We start from the raw sequence: 16,022 nt of genomic DNA, 5'->3' as shown, positions 1-16,022 counted from the left end.
GTGCAGAAGCACCGCGCTGTGCAGTAACGCAGTGAACGCAGTGAGTCATGGGGACATGGGGACGGGGAGCCCGACGTGCCGACAGCGATCGCGGTCACCAGTGCCGATCTGGTGCTGCCACCGACCGACCAGCAGACACCCACCGCCGCCGTCCTTCCGGCACCGGGGACCCAGCCACTCGCCTCCGCCGTCGCCGACCTCCAGCTCCTCCTCGACCGGTACGGCCATGTGATCGTGGTCTGCCCCACCTCCGTACCGACCGCCACGGAGCAGCGACTGCACGCCGTACGGTCCCTCCTGGAGAGCGACCGGATCGCCCTGGTCAAGACCGATCTGCCGCCGCTCGGCACCGCCGTCCTGGCCCGACAGCTGCGGCAGCTGTCCGCCTGCGACTTCAGCCCCGGCGTCGTCGCCTCGGCCGCCCGCCTGCTCGCCCACTACATCTACGCCGGGGCCGTCCTCGGCTCCGTCGCCAAGCTCGACCGCGTACCGGTCAGCCTCAAGTCCCACCTCAAGGGCTGGATGCCGGGCGCCCAGTTCGCCGTCCTCGCCGGGCCCGTACCGCAACTCGTCCGCATCACGCCGGGCGCCGAGCCACCCGCCGGACCCGAGTTCGCCACCCAGCTCCTCCTGGCCCGCGGGCAACTGCAGACCGACTGGCCCACCGGCACCCTCGCCCCCCGCTGGCAGGTCCAGGGTGTGCAGGAAGCGCCGCTGCCCGCCGAATCGCCGCGCTGGTGGGGCACCGGCCGGCTGGTCGAGTTCGCCGCCCACCTCCCCGACATCGCGGTCCTCCACCACCTGGTCTCCTCCGTACGCCGCGAGACCTGCCACTGGTGCCGGATGGAACTCATCGGCGACCGCTGCGGATTCTGCTCCGCCCCCCTGCCCACCACCGTGCTGCCCACCGCCTCGGCCGAACCCCGGGCGCTCACTTCCCCTGTCCGCTGAGTCACACGGAACCGATCGAGGTTGTACGGCAATGAATTCCCGCCAGCGCCGTGGCGTCCTGCTTCTGCTGCTGTCCGTCCTGTGCGCCCTGGGCGCCTTCGCCGGTGTCCTCTCGGTGATCGGTGACGTCAACTCCAAGGTCGGACCCGAGGTGAAGGCGTACCAGGTCAGGGAAGACGTGGCGCCCTACACCCCGTTGAGCGCCGGGCAGTTCGAAGAGATCGCGATGCCCGAGCGCTGGCTCTCGGAGAACGCCGTCACCGACCTCGTCCAGATCGAGGGCAAGATCGCCGTCACCACCCTCCGGGCCGGCTCCCTGCTCCAGTCCGACATGATCGTCAAACGTCCGGCGCTCCAGCCCGGCCAGCAGGAGATCGCCATCATGATCGACGCCGCCACGGGAGTCGCCGGCAAGATCACCGCCGGTGCCACGGTCAACATCTACGCCACCTTCGACGGCGAGAAGGACGGGCAGCCCGCCCAGTCCAAGATGATCGTCGCCAACGCCCGGGTCCTGGACGTCGGCAAGCTCACCCCCATCGGCGACTCCGAGAACCGGAGCAGCCGGGCCACCGAGGCCGTCCCGATCACCTTCGCGCTCTCCACGCTCGACACCCAGCGCGTCGCCTACGCCGAGTCCTTCGCCCAGCACGTACGCCTCGCCCTCGTCGCACCCGGCGCCGAACCCACCGTCGACCCGCGCGACCGCACCTACACGCTCGACAAGGACAAGTGAGGCCGGATGACCACCAGGATCCTGCCGGCCGTCGCCGACCCCGACGCGGCCCGGGCCGTCACCACGCTGCTCAGCCAGCTCCCCGACGCCGAACCTGCCGCCCCCGTCGCCGACTCCACCCACCTCGTCGACACCCTCGCCCGGCTCGCCGCCGAGTCCCTCGACGAACTGCCCGAAGTCGTCGTCGTCCACGAGCGGATCGGCCCGGTCCCGGCGCTGGAACTCATCCGCGAGGTCGCGCTCCGCTTCCCCGCCGTCGGCGTCGTCCTCATCACCGCCGACGCCAGCCCCGTCCTCTTCTCCGCCGCCATGGACTCCGGCGCCCGCGGCCTGGTCACCCTCCCCCTCGGCTACGAGGAGCTCGCCAGCCGCGTCCAGGCCGCCGCCCAGTGGTCCGTCGGCGTCCGCCGGCACCTCGGCAGCGGCACCGACGTCCTCACCGGGCCCGGCGGCACCGTCGTCACCGTCAGCGGCGCCAAGGGCGGCGTCGGGACCACCGTCGCCGCCGTCCAACTCGCCCTCGCCTCACGGGCCTCGGGCCGGACCGTCGCCCTCGTCGACATGGACCTCCAGAGCGGCGACATCGCCTCCTACCTCGACGTCCAGTTCCGCCGCTCGGTCGCCGACCTCGCGGCCGTCGACGACATCTCGCCCCGTGTCCTCCAGGACGCCGTCTACACCCACGAGACGGGCATCGCCCTGCTCCTCGCCCCCGGCGAGGGCGAACGCGGGGAGGACGTCCCCGACCGCGCCGCCCGCAAGATCGTCAGCGCGCTCCGCTCCCGCTACGACGTCGTGATCGTCGACTGCGGAACCCATCTGACCGGCGCGGGCGCCGTCGCCGTCGAGATGGCCGACGCGGCGCTCCTTGTCACCACCCCGGACGTGGTCGCGGTACGCGCCGCGAAGCGGACCGTACGGATGTGGGACCGGCTCCAGATCCGCAAGGCGGAGGAGAGCACCGTCCTGGTGAACCGGTACACGCGCTCCACCGAGATCCAGCCCGCCCTCATCCAGAAGATCACCGGGACCCGGATGGCGGGCGTCGTGATCCCCGCCAACTTCAAGGAGCTCCAGGGCGTCGTCGACGCGGGCCGGATGCACGAACTCGACGCCCGGTCGAGCGTGAAGCAGGCCCTGTGGTCACTCGCCGGAGAGCTGGGACTGGTCGGGACACCGGGGGCCTCCTCGCGGGGCACCTCGGCTGGCTCCGGCACGGGGTCGGGGCCGGGACCGCGCTCCGGGATGCAGCTCGCCCTCACGCGCGGGGACGACCGGGGATCGCTGGGCCTGCGCCGCCGCGGGAAAGGTCGCTGACCCATGCCGGCGTACCAGGACGTGGCGCGACGCGACGAAGGGCAGGTGGCCGTCGAGTTCCTCGGCATGGTGCCGCTCATCCTGCTCACGCTCGTCCTGCTCTGGCAGTGCGTCCTGGTCGGCTACACCTTCACGCTCGCGGGGAACGCGGCGGACGAGGCGGCACGGGCCGGAGCGGTGGGCGGCGACTGCGGAGAGGCGGGGACGCGCCACCTGGACGGGGCATGGGCCTCGGGCGCCTCGGTGTCCTGCGCACCGTCCGGCTCCGGGGACATGGTGACCGCGACGGTACGGCTCAAGGTGCCCGTGTTGTTCCCCGGCGCGATCAGCTTCCCCTTCACCGTGACCGGTGAGGCCGGAGCCGTGAAGGAAGAGGAGGGCCGGCCATGAGGAAGACCCGCGACCGGGGCCAGGTGGCCGTCGAATACCTCGGCTTCCTCCCCATCCTGCTGCTCGTCGCACTCGCCGGGATCCAGCTCGGACTCGCCGCGTACGCCGCCCAGCAGGCGGGCACCGGAGCACGCGCCGCCGCCCGGGCCGCCACCCACGACGACACGACACTCGGCCCCGGCGCGGCAGGCAAGGCGGCGATGAGCGACTGGATCGCCGAACGCGCGGGAGTCGACGTCGACGCCGGAGGCGACGAGGCCGTGGCGACCGTCACCGTACAGATCCCGTCCGTCGTCCCCTTCTGGGACTTCGGCGCGGTCCGCAAGAGCGCCACCCTGCCCCTGCCCGAGGAGGACGAGTCATGAGCCTGCGGGCACGCATCAGCGCCCCCGAGGAGAACGGCCCCGGAGGCCGGGAGGACGGTCATCTCGTCGCGTCCTTCCGGGCGAAGCTCCTGGAGGAGATCGACCTCACCGAGATGTCGGCCCTCGCCGCCGCCGAGCGGCGGGCCCGCCTCGAACGCGTCCTCGGGCACATCATCAGCCGCGAGGGCCCCGTCCTCTCCACCGTCGAACGCGCCCAGCTCATCCGCCGCGTCGTCGACGAGGCGCTCGGCCTCGGCGTTCTCGAACCCCTCCTCGAAGACGCCTCCATCACCGAGATCATGGTCAACGGACCCGACCAGATCTTCATCGAGCGGGCCGGCCGAGTCGAACTGCTGCCGCTCCGCTTCGCCTCCCACGAACAGCTGATGCAGACCATCGAACGCATCGTCTCCACCGTCAACCGGCGCGTGGACGAGTCCAATCCGATGGTCGACGCGCGACTGCCGTCCGGCGAGCGCGTCAACGTGATCATCCCGCCGCTCTCCCTCACCGGGGCGACGCTCACGATCCGCCGCTTCCCCCGCGCGTACACCCTGCGCGAGATGATCGGCCTCGGCTCGCTCGACGAGCAGATGCTGTTCCTCCTCGCCGGACTCGTCCAGGCGAAGTTCAACGTGATCGTCTCCGGCGCGACCGGCACCGGAAAGACCACTCTCCTCAACGCGCTGTCCGGGCTGATCCCCGACGGCGAGCGGGTCATCACCATCGAGGACTCGGCCGAACTCCAGCTCCAGCAGTCCCACGTCATCCGCCTCGAAAGCCGGCCCCCGAACATCGAGGGCCGCGGCCAGGTCACCATCCGCGACCTCGTCCGCAACTCCCTGCGGATGCGCCCGGACCGCATCATCGTCGGAGAGGTCCGTGGCGGCGAGACCCTCGACATGCTCCAGGCGATGTCCACCGGCCACGACGGCTCCCTCGCCACCGTCCACGCCAACTCGGCCGAGGACGCCCTGATGCGGCTCCAGACACTGGCCTCGATGTCCGAGGTCAAGGTGCCCTTCGAAGCGCTCCGCGACCAGATCAACAGCGCCGTCGACGTCCTCGTCCAGCTCACCCGGCACGCCGACGGCACCCGCCGCATCACCGAGATAGCCATCCTGGCGTCGAACGGACGCGAGCGCTTCACCCTCGCCACCGTCTGCCGCTTCCGCGCCCAGCCGCTCGCCGCCGACGGACGGGTGTACGGCGCGTACGAGTACCACCCGCTGCCACGACGCGTCGCCGACCGGCTGTACATGGCGGGGCAACCGATCCCGCAGGCCTTCGGTGTCGCCGTGTCCGACGAGCAGCTCGCGACCCGGGAAGCGAAGTAGCGAGGCATGGAAGCGGACGCGGGCACGGAGGGGGAGACGGAGATGAGGCGGACGGAGACGAGACGCGGATGGGACGGATGGAGATGAGACCCGGATGGGGCGGACGGAGATGAGGCGCGGATGAACCCACTCACCTGGCTGGTGACCGGCGTCGCGCTGCTCTGCTGCGTCCTCGCCGTGCTCGGCATCCACCTGTACGCGAGCGGCGCCGCCCAGCGCGCCGCCCTGGTCGCCCGGCTCACCCAGGCCGGCGAACCGGAAGGAGGCGGCCGCCGCAGGCGCCGCTTCCGGGGCATCGACCGACGCGTCCGCAGGACCGCGTTCGGCCGGAAGCTGGAGCTGCGGATCTCCGCCACCGGCCTCGACCTGACACCCGGCGAGTTCGTCGTCGCCATGTCCGTGGCCGTGGCCGCCCTGTGGATCACCGGGCAGTCCGTGCTCTCCCCGTTCTTCGGCCCCATCTGCGGCTTCCTCGGCGTGTGGGTGGCGATGGGCTTCCTCAACTGGCAACGCCAGAAGCGCATCGAGAAGTTCATCAACCAGCTGCCGGAGCTGTCGAGAATCCTCGCCAACGCCACCCAGGCCGGACTCGCCCTGCGCATGGCCCTCAGCATGGCCGCCGACGAACTGGAAGCGCCCGCAGGCGACGAACTGGAGAAGGTCGCCCAGCAGCTCGCGGTCGGCACCTCCATCGACGACGCCCTGGGCGAACTCGCCGAACGCCTCCCCTCCCGCGAGCTCGTCGTCCTCGTCACCACCCTCGTCCTCGCCAACAAGGCCGGCGGCACGGTCGTCTCCTCACTGCGCAACCTCACCGAGACGCTGGAGGAGCGCAAGGAGACCCGACGGGAGGTCCGTACCCAGCTCTCCCAGGTGAGCATGACGGCGTACTCGGTCCCGGTCATCGGCATCGGCTCGCTGCTGCTCATCGACAACATGCAGCCGGGCGCCCTGGACCGGATGACCGGCTCCGGTCTCGGCCAGTTCGCCGTCGTCGCCGCGTTCGCGCTGTACGTCGTCGGCTTCGTCGCCATCCGCCGCTTCTCGAAGATCGACGTCTGAGGGGCTGGACATGGACCTTCTTCTCGCCCTGGCCGCCGGCCTCTCGGTCGCCGGGATCTTCTACGGCATCCGCCTCTACCGCGCGGACGCCAAACTCCCCGGCGACCTCCAGCTCGCCCTGGAGGTTGGCTCCACCCGTACCGGAGCCGTCGACTCCGTCGTGGACCGGCTCGGGATGCGCTACTCGGCGGCCGTCCTGCGCGCCATGGGCCCGAAGCGGGTCAACGCCGTACGCCGCAGGATCGACCTGGCGGGCAACCCCGGCGGCCTGACCATAGACAGGTACGGAGCCCGGCGCGCGGTCTACGGATTCCTGGGCGGCCTGGGCGGCCTGGTGATGCTCTCCAACGGCGACGTACTCGTCGCCCTCCTGCTCTTCGCCTTCGGCGCCTTCTGGACCGAGGTCGGCATATGGTCCGCGATCCGCATCCGCAAGGACCAGATCGAGCGGACGCTGCCGGACTTCCTCGACGTACTGGCGGTGGTGGTGTCGGCCGGGCTCGGGTTCCGGCAGGCGCTCGACCGGGTGGCCGACAAGTACGAAGGCCCCTGGGCGGACGAACTCCGGATCACCCTGCGCCAGATGGACATGGGCGTCAGCCGCCGGCAGGCCTTCGACGAGCTGCGGCGCCGTAACGACTCCGAGCAGGTCGCCCAGTTCGTCACCGCGCTCCAGCAGGGCGAGGAGCTCGGCGCCCCGATCGTCGACACACTCATCCAGATCGCCAACGACATGCGGCGGACGGACGCCCAGAACGCCCGGCGGAAGGCGGCGAAGGCGGTCCCCAAAGCGACGATGGTGATCACGACACTGATGGTCCCGGCGACCATGATCCTGCTGGGCGCGGGGCTGTTCCTGGGGACGGGCACGAACTTCGGCTCGATCACGGGGGAGTGAGGGCCGTGACGGTACCCGTGACCGTGTCGGTCTCGATCGAGGTGAACGCCCTCCAGGCGATGTGCCGCCAGGTCTTCGGCTTCCGGCTGGCGATGATCGCCCTGGCGAGCCCGACGGCCCTGATGGGAGCGGCACCCGGTGTGGCGGCCTGGCTGGTGGGCTCGGCGGTCCTGGTCACCTTCATGGGCTCGTACGTGATGTTCCGCGACTGGGAACGGTTCGGCCCGCTGCTGCTCCGACACCCCACGCTGCTCGCCGCCGACACCCTCTTCGGCTCACTGCTCCTGGTCACGGCGGGCCCGCAGAGCACGCTCGGATACGTCAGTGTCTGCACTCCGCTGCTCGCGGGCCTCGCCTACAGCTGGCGCGGAGCCGCCTTCTTCGCCTGCCTCCAGTCGCTGATCCTGCTGACGATCCATGCCGCGGAGGTGGGCGGTGGGAGTGGTGGCGGCGGTGCGGGTGGTGCGGGGGACTTGGGGGATGCCGCGCTGCTCCCCGGCCTGTGCGTGATCACGGGCGCCCTGGGCGTGACGCTCCGCAACCTGCTGCTCCGCTTCGGCGCGGCGACCCGAGCCCTCTCGGAGGCCCGTACCCGTCTCGCAGCCGCCCAGGCGGTGGAGGAGGAGCGGGCCAGACTCGCCCGCGACATGCACGACTCGGTGGCCAAGACCCTGCACGGCCTGGCGCTGGCGGCCGACGGCCTGGCGGAGTCGGCGGACCCGCGACAGCAGGCACAGGTGGTCGCGCGCTCGGCGCGGAGGGCCGCGGCGGAGTCGCGCGAGCTGCTGGCGGACCTGCGGAGACAGTCGTACGGGGTGGGGGAAGAGGTCGACCTCTCCTCGGAACTCTCCGTACGGGTACGGGAGTTCGCCCACCGTTCGGGCATCGAGACCCACTACAAGGGGGTCGGTCCGGGGGCGGTGCCACCGGTTCCGTACGCAGTGGCGCGCCAGCTGTTGACGATCGCCTCGGAGGCGATGGAGAACGCGGGCCGCCATGCGGCGCCGACCCGGGTGGACGTCTCGGCCGGCGTCGTCGCGGGCCTGCTGCGGATCAGCGTGTGCGACGACGGCCGCGGCCTGCCCCCCGGCACGACCCTGGACGACCTGCGCAGGACGGGCCACTTCGGCCTGGTCGGCATGGTGGAGAGGGCGGCGGGGGTGGGGGCGCGCATCAGGATCGGCCGGGGAAGCGTGGTGCGCGGCACGGAGGTCCGCCTGGAACTCCCGGTCGAGGGGGTCGCGCGATGACGGTCACGGTGCTCGTCGCCGACGACAACCCGGTGGTACGGGCGGGCCTGCGGGCCCTGCTGGACACCGACGGGGCCCTCCGGGTCGTCGCGGAGGCGCCCGACGGCCGCACGGCGGTGCACCTGACGGAGCACCACCGCCCGGACGTGGTCCTGCTGGACGTCCGCATGCCGGTGATCGACGGCCTGACGGCCCTCCCGCACCTGGTCCCCCTGGCGCCGGTGCTGATGCTGACGTACAGCGGGGAGAGCGAGATCGTCCGGGAGGCGCTGAGGCTGGGCGCGGGCGGCTACCTGGTCCACGGCGAGTTCACCCCGGAGGAACTACGGACGGCGGTCCACGACGTCTCGGCCGGCCGGGCCCACTTCACCCCGACGGCGGCGAACGCGGTGCTGGGGGTGATGAGGGGTGCGACTGCACATGGTGGAGTGCGGCCAACTGTCTCGACTTCATTGAGATCTGGCGAAACACCTTCGCAGCTGCAACCGAATGTGGCACGGTATGGACTGAGCGTGAGGGAGGGGGAGGTGATGGACCTGATCGCGTCGGGCCTCAGCAATCGACAGATCGCGGACACCTGCTTCATCAGCGAGAAGACGGTCAAGAACCACATCAACCGCATCTTCGCCAAACTCCACGCGGGGAGCCGCAGCGAGGCGATAGCGGCCTGGCTGGGCACACGGGGCGCGCGGGGCGCGTGGGGGGTCTCGGGCGACCTGCTGGGCAGGCTCGGCACGCTCGGCACGCTCGGCACGCTCGGCACGGGGAGGTCCTCGTGATTTGGGCCCGGGTTTGGGCCTACGGGCCCTGTGGGGAGGAGGGGGTGGGGGCGTACCGTGCGCGGGCCGAGTTCGGCAGCGGCACGGGGACGTTCGAATCCGGAGGGGACCACGATGAGCGACGTCATGCTGAGGGCCGTGACGAGGGCAAAGGTGCGCATCGACGGCTGGACCCGCGGGAGGTCGGGGGACCGGGGGCAGACGGCTGTCGAGTACCTGGGGATCATTGTGGTGGTGGTGGCGATCGTGATCGCGATCTCGGGCACGAGCATCGGCCAGGACATCAAGAACGCGATCAGCACGAAGATCGCCAGTCTCACCGGCGGTGGCGGAGGCGAGTGACTGGTCGCCACCCCGACGACCGTGGGCAGGCCTTTCCCGTCTACATCACGGTGGTGGCAGGCCTGCTCCTCCTCGCATTCGCCTACTTCGCGGTGGGACAAGCCGCCGCGACCCGGAACGGAGCCCAAACGGCGGCTGATGCCGCCGCACTGGCTGCGGCACAGGACGCACGGAAGCAACTCAGGGATGGATGGCTGAAGGTCATCCTCGATCCCGCGCGATGGGATGACTTCCTGGCGGGGCAGGATTATGGCGAGCTTGCCGCGTGCCAGCGGGCGGCTACGTTCGCGGCGAAGAATGACGCGGAACTCTGGGGTGAAGGCTGTCGTCGTCTACCCCTGGGTGAAGAGGGATTCCGTGTGGACGTCCGCACGCTGAACACCGTCGGGGGATCGGTGATCCCGGGCACGGATGAGCAGCATGCGGTCGCGTCGGCGACAGCCGTGATCGAACCGCGCTGCACCTTCGATGCTCCTGAGCCGGAGCCCACATCGACGGAGCCGGCTGAACCGGATCCTGGTGAGTCCGAGGAAGAGAAGCCCAAGCCGATCCTCGGTCTCTCGTGCGACGGTGAGGCTTGGGATGTCGATCCCGACCGGCCGAGCCTTCCGGGTGTCGCCGATCTCTTCACCGTCCGACTGGCCGACTGACAAGTAGAGGAATTCCGACTCATGAGCGTTCGGTGCGCGACGAAGCCGCGCAGAGGGATGGTCGCGATCGTCATCGCGGCCGGGCTGGCCCTTGGCGTCGGCGGCTGCGGCAGTGAGGACGAGCCTTCGCAGGGCAAGCCGTCCGCATCCCAGTCCACGAAGGCGCCTGAAGGCGGCAAAGGGGTTCAGACCGAGGAGCCCACCGAAGTCCTGGCCGTCCTCAAGGGGCAGGAAGGGCTCGAGTTCACTGTCGAGTCGGCAAAGCGTGATGTCGGAGGGTTTCTGACCGTCAGTGGAAAGCTGGCCAATACCTCTGACGCGACTCGGATCATTCCGGCCCAGCTCGCGGGTGACGAGACGGAGATCGTCAAGCACGGCACTTCGCTGGGCGGTGCGACCCTAGTCGACTCGATAGGAAAGAAGCGCTACTACGTCCTGCGGGACACAGACGGCCGACCACTGACCACGACCGGCCTGTCGAACCTCGGAGCGGGCCGCTCCACGAACGTCTTCATGCAATTCCCTGCCCCGCCAGCCAACACGGCCGAGGTGACGTTCCAGCTGCCCACCTTCCGCCCCGGCACCATCAAAATCTCCTGAGGCAGCCATGACGACATCGAGCCGCATCGCCGCCCTCACCGCAGTGCTCCTCCTCACCACCGCCACCCCCGCCCTCGCCGACGATCCCCCCAACTCCACCTCCGTCGGCGCCCCGCCACCCGCGATCGACGCGAACTCGCCCGAGCTCATGCTTCCCGACGGCGCCACCCTCGCCCCCGCCAAGATCCTCGACATCAAGCAGGTCGTCGAAGAGGAAGGCGGCGAGCAGCGCCGCGAGGACACCAACGTCGACGTCACCTTCGCCCTCCAGGCCGAGGTCCTCTTCGGCAAGGACAGCGCCAAGCTCAGCCCCGCCGCGACCGCCCGCATCGCCGCCATCGCCGTGGAGATCAACAAGCAGAACTCCAGCAAGGTCCGCGTCTTCGGCTTCACCGACAACCTCGGCACGTACGAGCACGGCCTCAAACTCTCCAAGCAGCGCGCGGACGCGGTGCAGCAGGAGCTGGCCAAGAACCTCGACCCGGGGAAGACGTTCGACATCCGCGGGTACAGCGAGGACTACCCCATCGCCGACAACGGCACGGAGGAGGGCCGCACCAAGAACCGCCGCGTGGAGATCTCCTTCCCGCGGACGACGGGCGGCTGAGACACCTCTTTCAGGGCAGCGCCGGCGGGGCGTGGTGCGGTCCGGTCCATCGCCCAGTAGACCCGGGAGGCCCAGGAGGCCGGGTGGTGCTCCCAGTTGCGGACCGGGCGCCGATGCAGTATCAGCATCCCGAGTCGGACCAACGCGGCAGGCGCCAGGTGACGCGAGGGCGTGCTCTGAGTGTCTGTCACATGGCGGGAGCCGTCTGGGCGGGACCGTTCTCCCGGGTGGGCGGCGGGCCGACGGTTCCGTTGTGAGCGGCCAGCGCCTTTTCCAGTCGCTTGATGTGGTAGTACTGCACCCGCGCCGTGCGCTGCAGGGCCATGACGGCAGCGAGGAACTGGTCCATCTCGGTTGCCCGGGTGAGGATGTCGTCCGGCACATGCTCGTCCCGCAGGCAGGCCTCCGCGTCCTGGCTGAGCACGGCCTGCGCCCAGGCGCGGGTGATCGGCTTGAACAACCCTTGGTGGTTGGCCACGATTCGCGCCCGGATCGCCAGGTCGTTCTCGGCGGCTTCCACGTGCAGTCCCGTGTCCTTGTTGCGCGCCCCGAACAGCGGCTCATGGATGTGGTGAGCATCGAATCCGTGCTCGACGCAGCCGATCCAGAAGTCCCAGTCTTCCCCGGCCCGCATGCTCTCGTCGTACCCGCCCACGGTCTGCCATGCCTCGCGGCGGAACAGCGAGCAGTAGAACATGATCAGCCGTTGGAGCAGCAGTTCTCTGCTGTAGGCGGGGAAGGGCATCGCCTGCGGAGGCAGATCGTCGTCGGTGAAGGCGAACACATCGGTTGAGGCGATGGCGACGCCGGGGTCGCTGTCCAGTACCGCGACGGTCTTCTCCAGCATCGTGGCCGCGATCACGTCGTCGGCGTCCAGCGGAAGGATGTACCGGCCGGTGCTGGCCTCGATCCCGGTGTTGCGCGCGGCGGAGACCCCGGCATTGGCTTGCTGGAGCAGCCTGATGCGCCGGTCGGGATGTTGGGAGATCAGGGCCGCGGCCACCTCGACGCTGTTGTCGGTACTGCCGTCGTCCACGATGACGATTTCCCAGTCGCGGAACGTCTGTGAAATGACGCTCGACACCGCGTCGGGCAGATAGCGGCCGTAGTCATGGCACGGGATGACCACCGAGACCACGGGGTCGGAACTGTGCGGCATGCGCCGTCCTTCGCTTCGGAACGGGAACGAGGAGGATTCGGGTGGTGGGAGGTCAGACAGGTCCGGCGTCGCCCCCCCCGCCCCGTTCCGGGGCCGCGCCGGAGCAGACCTGCTGAACCACGTGCTAGCTGAGGCGCTCCAGTGACCCGTAGTCGGGCTTGTGGTCGGGCTTGTGGTCGGGCCTGTGGGGCCCGTGCTGGTCGTGGTCGTGCTCGCGGCAGACCCCGTAGTCCGGGATCGTGATGTTGCCCACGGGTGTGCAGCAGTGCCCGTAGTCCGGGATCGTGATGTTGCCCACGGGCGTGCAGCAGTGCCCGTAATCCGTGATCGTGACGTTGGCGAACGGGGGGCAGGGGTGTTCCGCCCCCGGGGTGAGGGTGACGTCACCCATCGGCTGTATCTGCTGCCCGTACTTCGCCGAGGCTGTCGTGTCCGGACCGAGGGAGGCGTACGCCGCCTCCGCGGTGCCGAGCAGTCCGGCGGTGGCCAGTGCCGCGGGAAGAGCTAGGGAAGTGATGGCGCGGACTCTCACGGTGAAGCCTTTCTGTTGTGGCTGGGGAAGCTGCCCCGGGATGCCGGTGAACTTCACGGCAGGGCAGTAGTGCCACCGTAAGATTGCCTACCAATCGTGTCAAAACGGACACTCTCCGTGAGGAGTGCTGCTGCGGCGTACAGCCGTGCCGACGGTCCAGTGGCCCCGTGGCCCCGTGGCCCTGCATCAGGACACCGAGACGGCCTCGGTGTCCACACGTGCCTGGGTGTGATGCGGATGCAGCACCTCCAGGTCGGGCAGCGCCCAGCAGGCGCTGCCCATGTCCCGGGCCATCGCGGCAAACCCTTCAGTCTCGATGAGGTGCTGGTAGGGGAAGGGCGGGAAGATCAGGCCGTCACGATGAAGGTCGGCGCGTACCAGCAACGTGGTGCCGCCGACCGAGTCGACGCGCAGGAGTCCTTGCCCGCGCAACTCCTCGAGGTACGTCCGGCCGAACCCCCTGGGGGGCTGAAGGATGCCGTCACGCAGCCACTGGGACCAGTTGAGCGTGCCGGCCCTCGGGTGAAGGACGAAGGTGTTGAGATCGTACGTAGGCCCACCGGGCTCGGTGGCACAGTGCGGGACGACGATGTCCTTGCGAGCGCCGAGCAGGCGCTGGATCAGGTCGGTCGGGTAGTCGGTGACATCGACGTCGAGCCACAGCACCCACTCCTCGTCGACGAGGGCCTGGGAGAGTAGATGGTTTCGCACCTTGGCCAGCACCGACCGGCGTCGGCGCTGAACGCTGGGCTCCCAACGGGGTCCGGTCAACTGGAGGCCGAAGTCCCGGCGTACGAGGGTGACCCGCCGGTACTCCGCTTCGAGTTCGGGCAGAACCTGCTGGAGCAACTCCGGTGTCGTGTCCCGGCTGTCGCCCTCCAGCAGACCCAACGAGATTGCCTCGCGCGGGTAGTCCAGCCTTCGAAGGCCGTCCAGGTAGGCGGGCAGGAACGCGGCCGCGTCCTTGAGCGGGGTGAGCACCAGTACGAGGGGTCGCTCACTCGCCGAGGCCGTCGCGGGCTCGACGGCCGCCTGCTGTGTCCGCTCGGACGTTCGGGCGGTGGGGGCGCCGGCCTCCGCATGGGCGATGTCCCCGGGCTCGATCGGCAGCCGAGTCGCCATGGCCAGCAACCGCTCCGTGTAGGCACCGGGTTCGGCCCAGATCTGGGTCGCCACGTCGAAGTGCTCCGCGAAATGGGACTCGTTGAACGTATTGCTCCCGTGGCACACATATGTGTACAGCTCGGGCGCGTCAACCGATACGACTCGGCAGGTCCGGACCACCTCTTCCGCCACTGGGGTGTCTTCACCCCGCCGTTGCGCCGGGTAGCGCGGGAGCCGGTCCTTCGCACACACCATCGACCCTTCCCACACCCGTGCGCAGGAGACCGCGAGCTTACGGCGGGCCGGCCACCACAGTTGCTCTCGGGCGAGGAAGCACGCCTCGGCGCCGAGCGAGAGGATCGCCGCCATCTGCGTCTCGACCCGCTCCGGGTCATAGAGGTCGTCGTCGTCCCACTGGCAAACGTAGGGCCCGGCGGCCCGGTCCACCGCCTCGTTGCGCAGCTCGCCCAACGTCCGCCCCTCCGGGGGGAGCCGGTGATATCGGATCCGGGAGTCGCCCAGATCGCGGATGTGCTGCTCGAGGGCGTCCCCCGTGCCGTCCTCCACGACGACCAGCTCCAGGTTCGCGTAAGTCTGATCGCGGAAGCATGTGATCGCCCGTCGCGCCGTCGCCGAGCGGTCCTTGGTCACCATCAGGCATGACACCTTCGGCGCGGGCGCGCCCGAAGCCCAGCGGCGGCGCTGCGCGTCGAGGGTGAGCAGACCGTCGGCGACGGGCTGCAGCTCCTGGCTCACCCAGAACGGAAACCGCTTGGCGGCCGAGACGCGCGTCGTCCCGGGGGTGTCGCACGCCCAGCTGTCCGACCAGTGGTGCACGGCGTACGCGCGGTCGTAGTCGGCCTCCTGTGGGCCGAACAGCTCCGTCGCGTACGGACTCACCTTGGGGTACAGGACCTCCGGGCCGAGCACCGTGATCGAGTCAGGCTCCCGGGCGCTGTCGATCGCTCTGGTGAGGAAGAACGGGCCCGTCGCGTCCAGGGTGCTGGGCTGCTTGTGGGCACTGACCAGTTGGCGGTGGACATGGGCCCAGAAGGGGTGGCCTGGCCGCGACGCGATGAACGCGTTGCCGACGATGCGGCCGAATCCGCGCTGGCGGGCCAGAAGGAGCTGGGTGTGTGCCTCGGGCTCGCAGCCGAGGACGAGCTCGTGCCCGTCAAGGATTTCGGAGACGGGGCTGAGACACTCGAAGTCCAGATCCACATACAGGCCCCCGAAATGGTCGAGCAGGAAATAGCGAATCGCGTCGGCTCGCATGATCGCTTCGGGATAGCCGTCGTAGACCGGCAGGAACCACGGATAGTGCTCCTGAAGGAATGCGCGATTGTCCGCGTCGGTCCACAGTCGATACCCCCAGTCGGGGTGATGCAGCCGCCAGGAATCAGACCATTTCTGCCACTCCTGAGGGAGATCAGTATCTTTCCATGTCTGGTGGATGAGCGGGGTAATTTTCTCCTGCGCGCGCATTCGCGCAGTATGCCCGGCTATCTGGCCGAGCCAAGCTGTCATGGACCCCGTCCGCGGCACATTCACTCGGGCGGTCCACGAGACACCGCTGTGTGCGGTCTGCGCCGCCGCCGGCTGCACGACCACTGGGACGAAGCCACTCGGCAGCGTGAAGGCGCTCGTCAGGTGCGGGCCTGATGCCCGCGGCCGCTGCACCGGTCCGGGCGTCGGGGCGGTCGGGGTGGTCCGGGGCTCGGGGCGGTCGGGCGGTCCGGGGCTCGGGGCGGTCGGGCGGTCCGGGCCTCGGGGCGGTCGGGGTGAGCGGTTCTTGCGGGCTTCTGGTTCGGCCGCCCTCGTTCCGAGTGTGGCGACCGGAGTCGGTGGGTCAAGGGCGCTCCTGCGTCGCGTCGGCTTCGCCGATTGCGCTTCGCTTCACCCTTGACCCACCGCCTCCGGTCGCCTTTTCACACTCGGAGGGC

The 16,022-nt window shown here is 69.8% G+C and carries 17 protein-coding genes; 14 read left to right on the top strand and 3 right to left on the bottom strand.

Features of this window, described 5'->3' with window-relative positions; all coding sequences use genetic code 11:
* Positions 1–75 precede the first annotated feature (75 nt).
* The 14 genes from ACZ561_RS15265 (at position 76) to ACZ561_RS15200 (ending at position 11,284) form a co-directional block, all read left to right on the top strand.
* Positions 76–951, top strand: coding sequence for a hypothetical protein (locus ACZ561_RS15265; RefSeq protein ID WP_470994522.1), 876 nt, complete (start codon positions 76–78; stop codon positions 949–951).
* A gap of 31 nt (positions 952–982) precedes the next feature.
* Positions 983–1,687, top strand: a complete 705-nt coding sequence (gene cpaB / locus ACZ561_RS15260) for a Flp pilus assembly protein CpaB (RefSeq protein ID WP_470994519.1) — start codon at positions 983–985, stop codon at positions 1,685–1,687.
* 6 nt (positions 1,688–1,693) lie between these two features.
* Positions 1,694–3,004, top strand: coding sequence for an AAA family ATPase (locus ACZ561_RS15255; protein WP_470994516.1), 1,311 nt, complete (start codon positions 1,694–1,696; stop codon positions 3,002–3,004).
* 3 nt (positions 3,005–3,007) lie between these two features.
* Positions 3,008–3,394 (top strand): TadE/TadG family type IV pilus assembly protein, encoded by a 387-nt coding sequence (locus ACZ561_RS15250; RefSeq protein ID WP_376440559.1) that lies wholly within the window; start codon positions 3,008–3,010, stop codon positions 3,392–3,394.
* The gene (locus ACZ561_RS15245; RefSeq protein ID WP_470994513.1) at positions 3,391–3,759 is read left to right on the top strand and encodes a TadE family protein; all 369 of its coding nucleotides are present in this window, start codon (positions 3,391–3,393) and stop codon (positions 3,757–3,759) included. Before ACZ561_RS15250 ends, ACZ561_RS15245 begins: the two co-directional genes overlap by 4 nt.
* A complete protein-coding gene (locus ACZ561_RS15240) occupies positions 3,756–5,096 on the top strand; it encodes a CpaF family protein (protein ID WP_470994510.1) in 1,341 nt (446 codons plus the stop codon). Before ACZ561_RS15245 ends, ACZ561_RS15240 begins: the two co-directional genes overlap by 4 nt.
* 120 nt (positions 5,097–5,216) lie before the next feature.
* Positions 5,217–6,158 (top strand): type II secretion system F family protein, encoded by a 942-nt coding sequence (locus ACZ561_RS15235; protein WP_470994508.1) that lies wholly within the window; start codon positions 5,217–5,219, stop codon positions 6,156–6,158.
* A 10-nt stretch (positions 6,159–6,168) separates the two neighbouring features.
* On the top strand, positions 6,169–7,056 hold the full coding sequence (locus ACZ561_RS15230) for a DUF5936 domain-containing protein (RefSeq protein ID WP_470994505.1): 888 nt from the start codon (positions 6,169–6,171) through the stop codon (positions 7,054–7,056).
* The gene (locus ACZ561_RS15225) at positions 7,053–8,306 is read left to right on the top strand and encodes a sensor histidine kinase (protein ID WP_470994503.1); all 1,254 of its coding nucleotides are present in this window, start codon (positions 7,053–7,055) and stop codon (positions 8,304–8,306) included. The genes ACZ561_RS15230 and ACZ561_RS15225 overlap by 4 nt, the downstream gene beginning before the upstream one ends.
* A complete protein-coding gene (locus ACZ561_RS15220; protein WP_470994500.1) occupies positions 8,303–9,085 on the top strand; it encodes a response regulator in 783 nt (260 codons plus the stop codon). Before ACZ561_RS15225 ends, ACZ561_RS15220 begins: the two co-directional genes overlap by 4 nt.
* Before the next feature lie 114 nt (positions 9,086–9,199).
* On the top strand, positions 9,200–9,427 hold the full coding sequence (locus ACZ561_RS15215) for a Flp family type IVb pilin (RefSeq protein ID WP_470994497.1): 228 nt from the start codon (positions 9,200–9,202) through the stop codon (positions 9,425–9,427).
* Positions 9,424–10,077, top strand: a complete 654-nt coding sequence (locus ACZ561_RS15210; protein ID WP_470994494.1) for a pilus assembly protein TadG-related protein — start codon at positions 9,424–9,426, stop codon at positions 10,075–10,077. Before ACZ561_RS15215 ends, ACZ561_RS15210 begins: the two co-directional genes overlap by 4 nt.
* Positions 10,078–10,134: 57 nt before the next feature.
* Entirely contained in the window at positions 10,135–10,677 is a 543-nt protein-coding gene (locus ACZ561_RS15205) for a hypothetical protein (protein ID WP_470994491.1), read from the top strand.
* Positions 10,678–10,684: 7 nt separating this feature from the next.
* Positions 10,685–11,284, top strand: a complete 600-nt coding sequence (locus ACZ561_RS15200; protein WP_470994488.1) for an OmpA family protein — start codon at positions 10,685–10,687, stop codon at positions 11,282–11,284.
* 187 nt (positions 11,285–11,471) lie between these two features.
* Here the strand turns inward: ACZ561_RS15200 and ACZ561_RS15195 are convergent, their stop codons facing one another.
* From ACZ561_RS15195 to ACZ561_RS15185, 3 genes are all read right to left on the bottom strand, one after another.
* Positions 11,472–12,422 (bottom strand): glycosyltransferase family 2 protein, encoded by a 951-nt coding sequence (locus ACZ561_RS15195; protein WP_470994486.1) that lies wholly within the window; start codon positions 12,420–12,422, stop codon positions 11,472–11,474.
* A gap of 145 nt (positions 12,423–12,567) precedes the next feature.
* Entirely contained in the window at positions 12,568–12,975 is a 408-nt protein-coding gene (locus ACZ561_RS15190; RefSeq protein WP_470994483.1) for a hypothetical protein, read from the bottom strand.
* 186 nt (positions 12,976–13,161) lie between these two features.
* A complete protein-coding gene (locus ACZ561_RS15185; protein WP_470994480.1) occupies positions 13,162–15,564 on the bottom strand; it encodes a glycosyltransferase in 2,403 nt (800 codons plus the stop codon).
* Positions 15,565–16,022: the final 458 nt, after the last annotated feature.

The organism is Streptomyces sp. NPDC039609 (assembly GCF_055596705.1).
The sequence above is the reverse complement of the archived record's forward strand: the minus strand, read 5'-3'. Positions and strand labels throughout refer to the sequence as shown.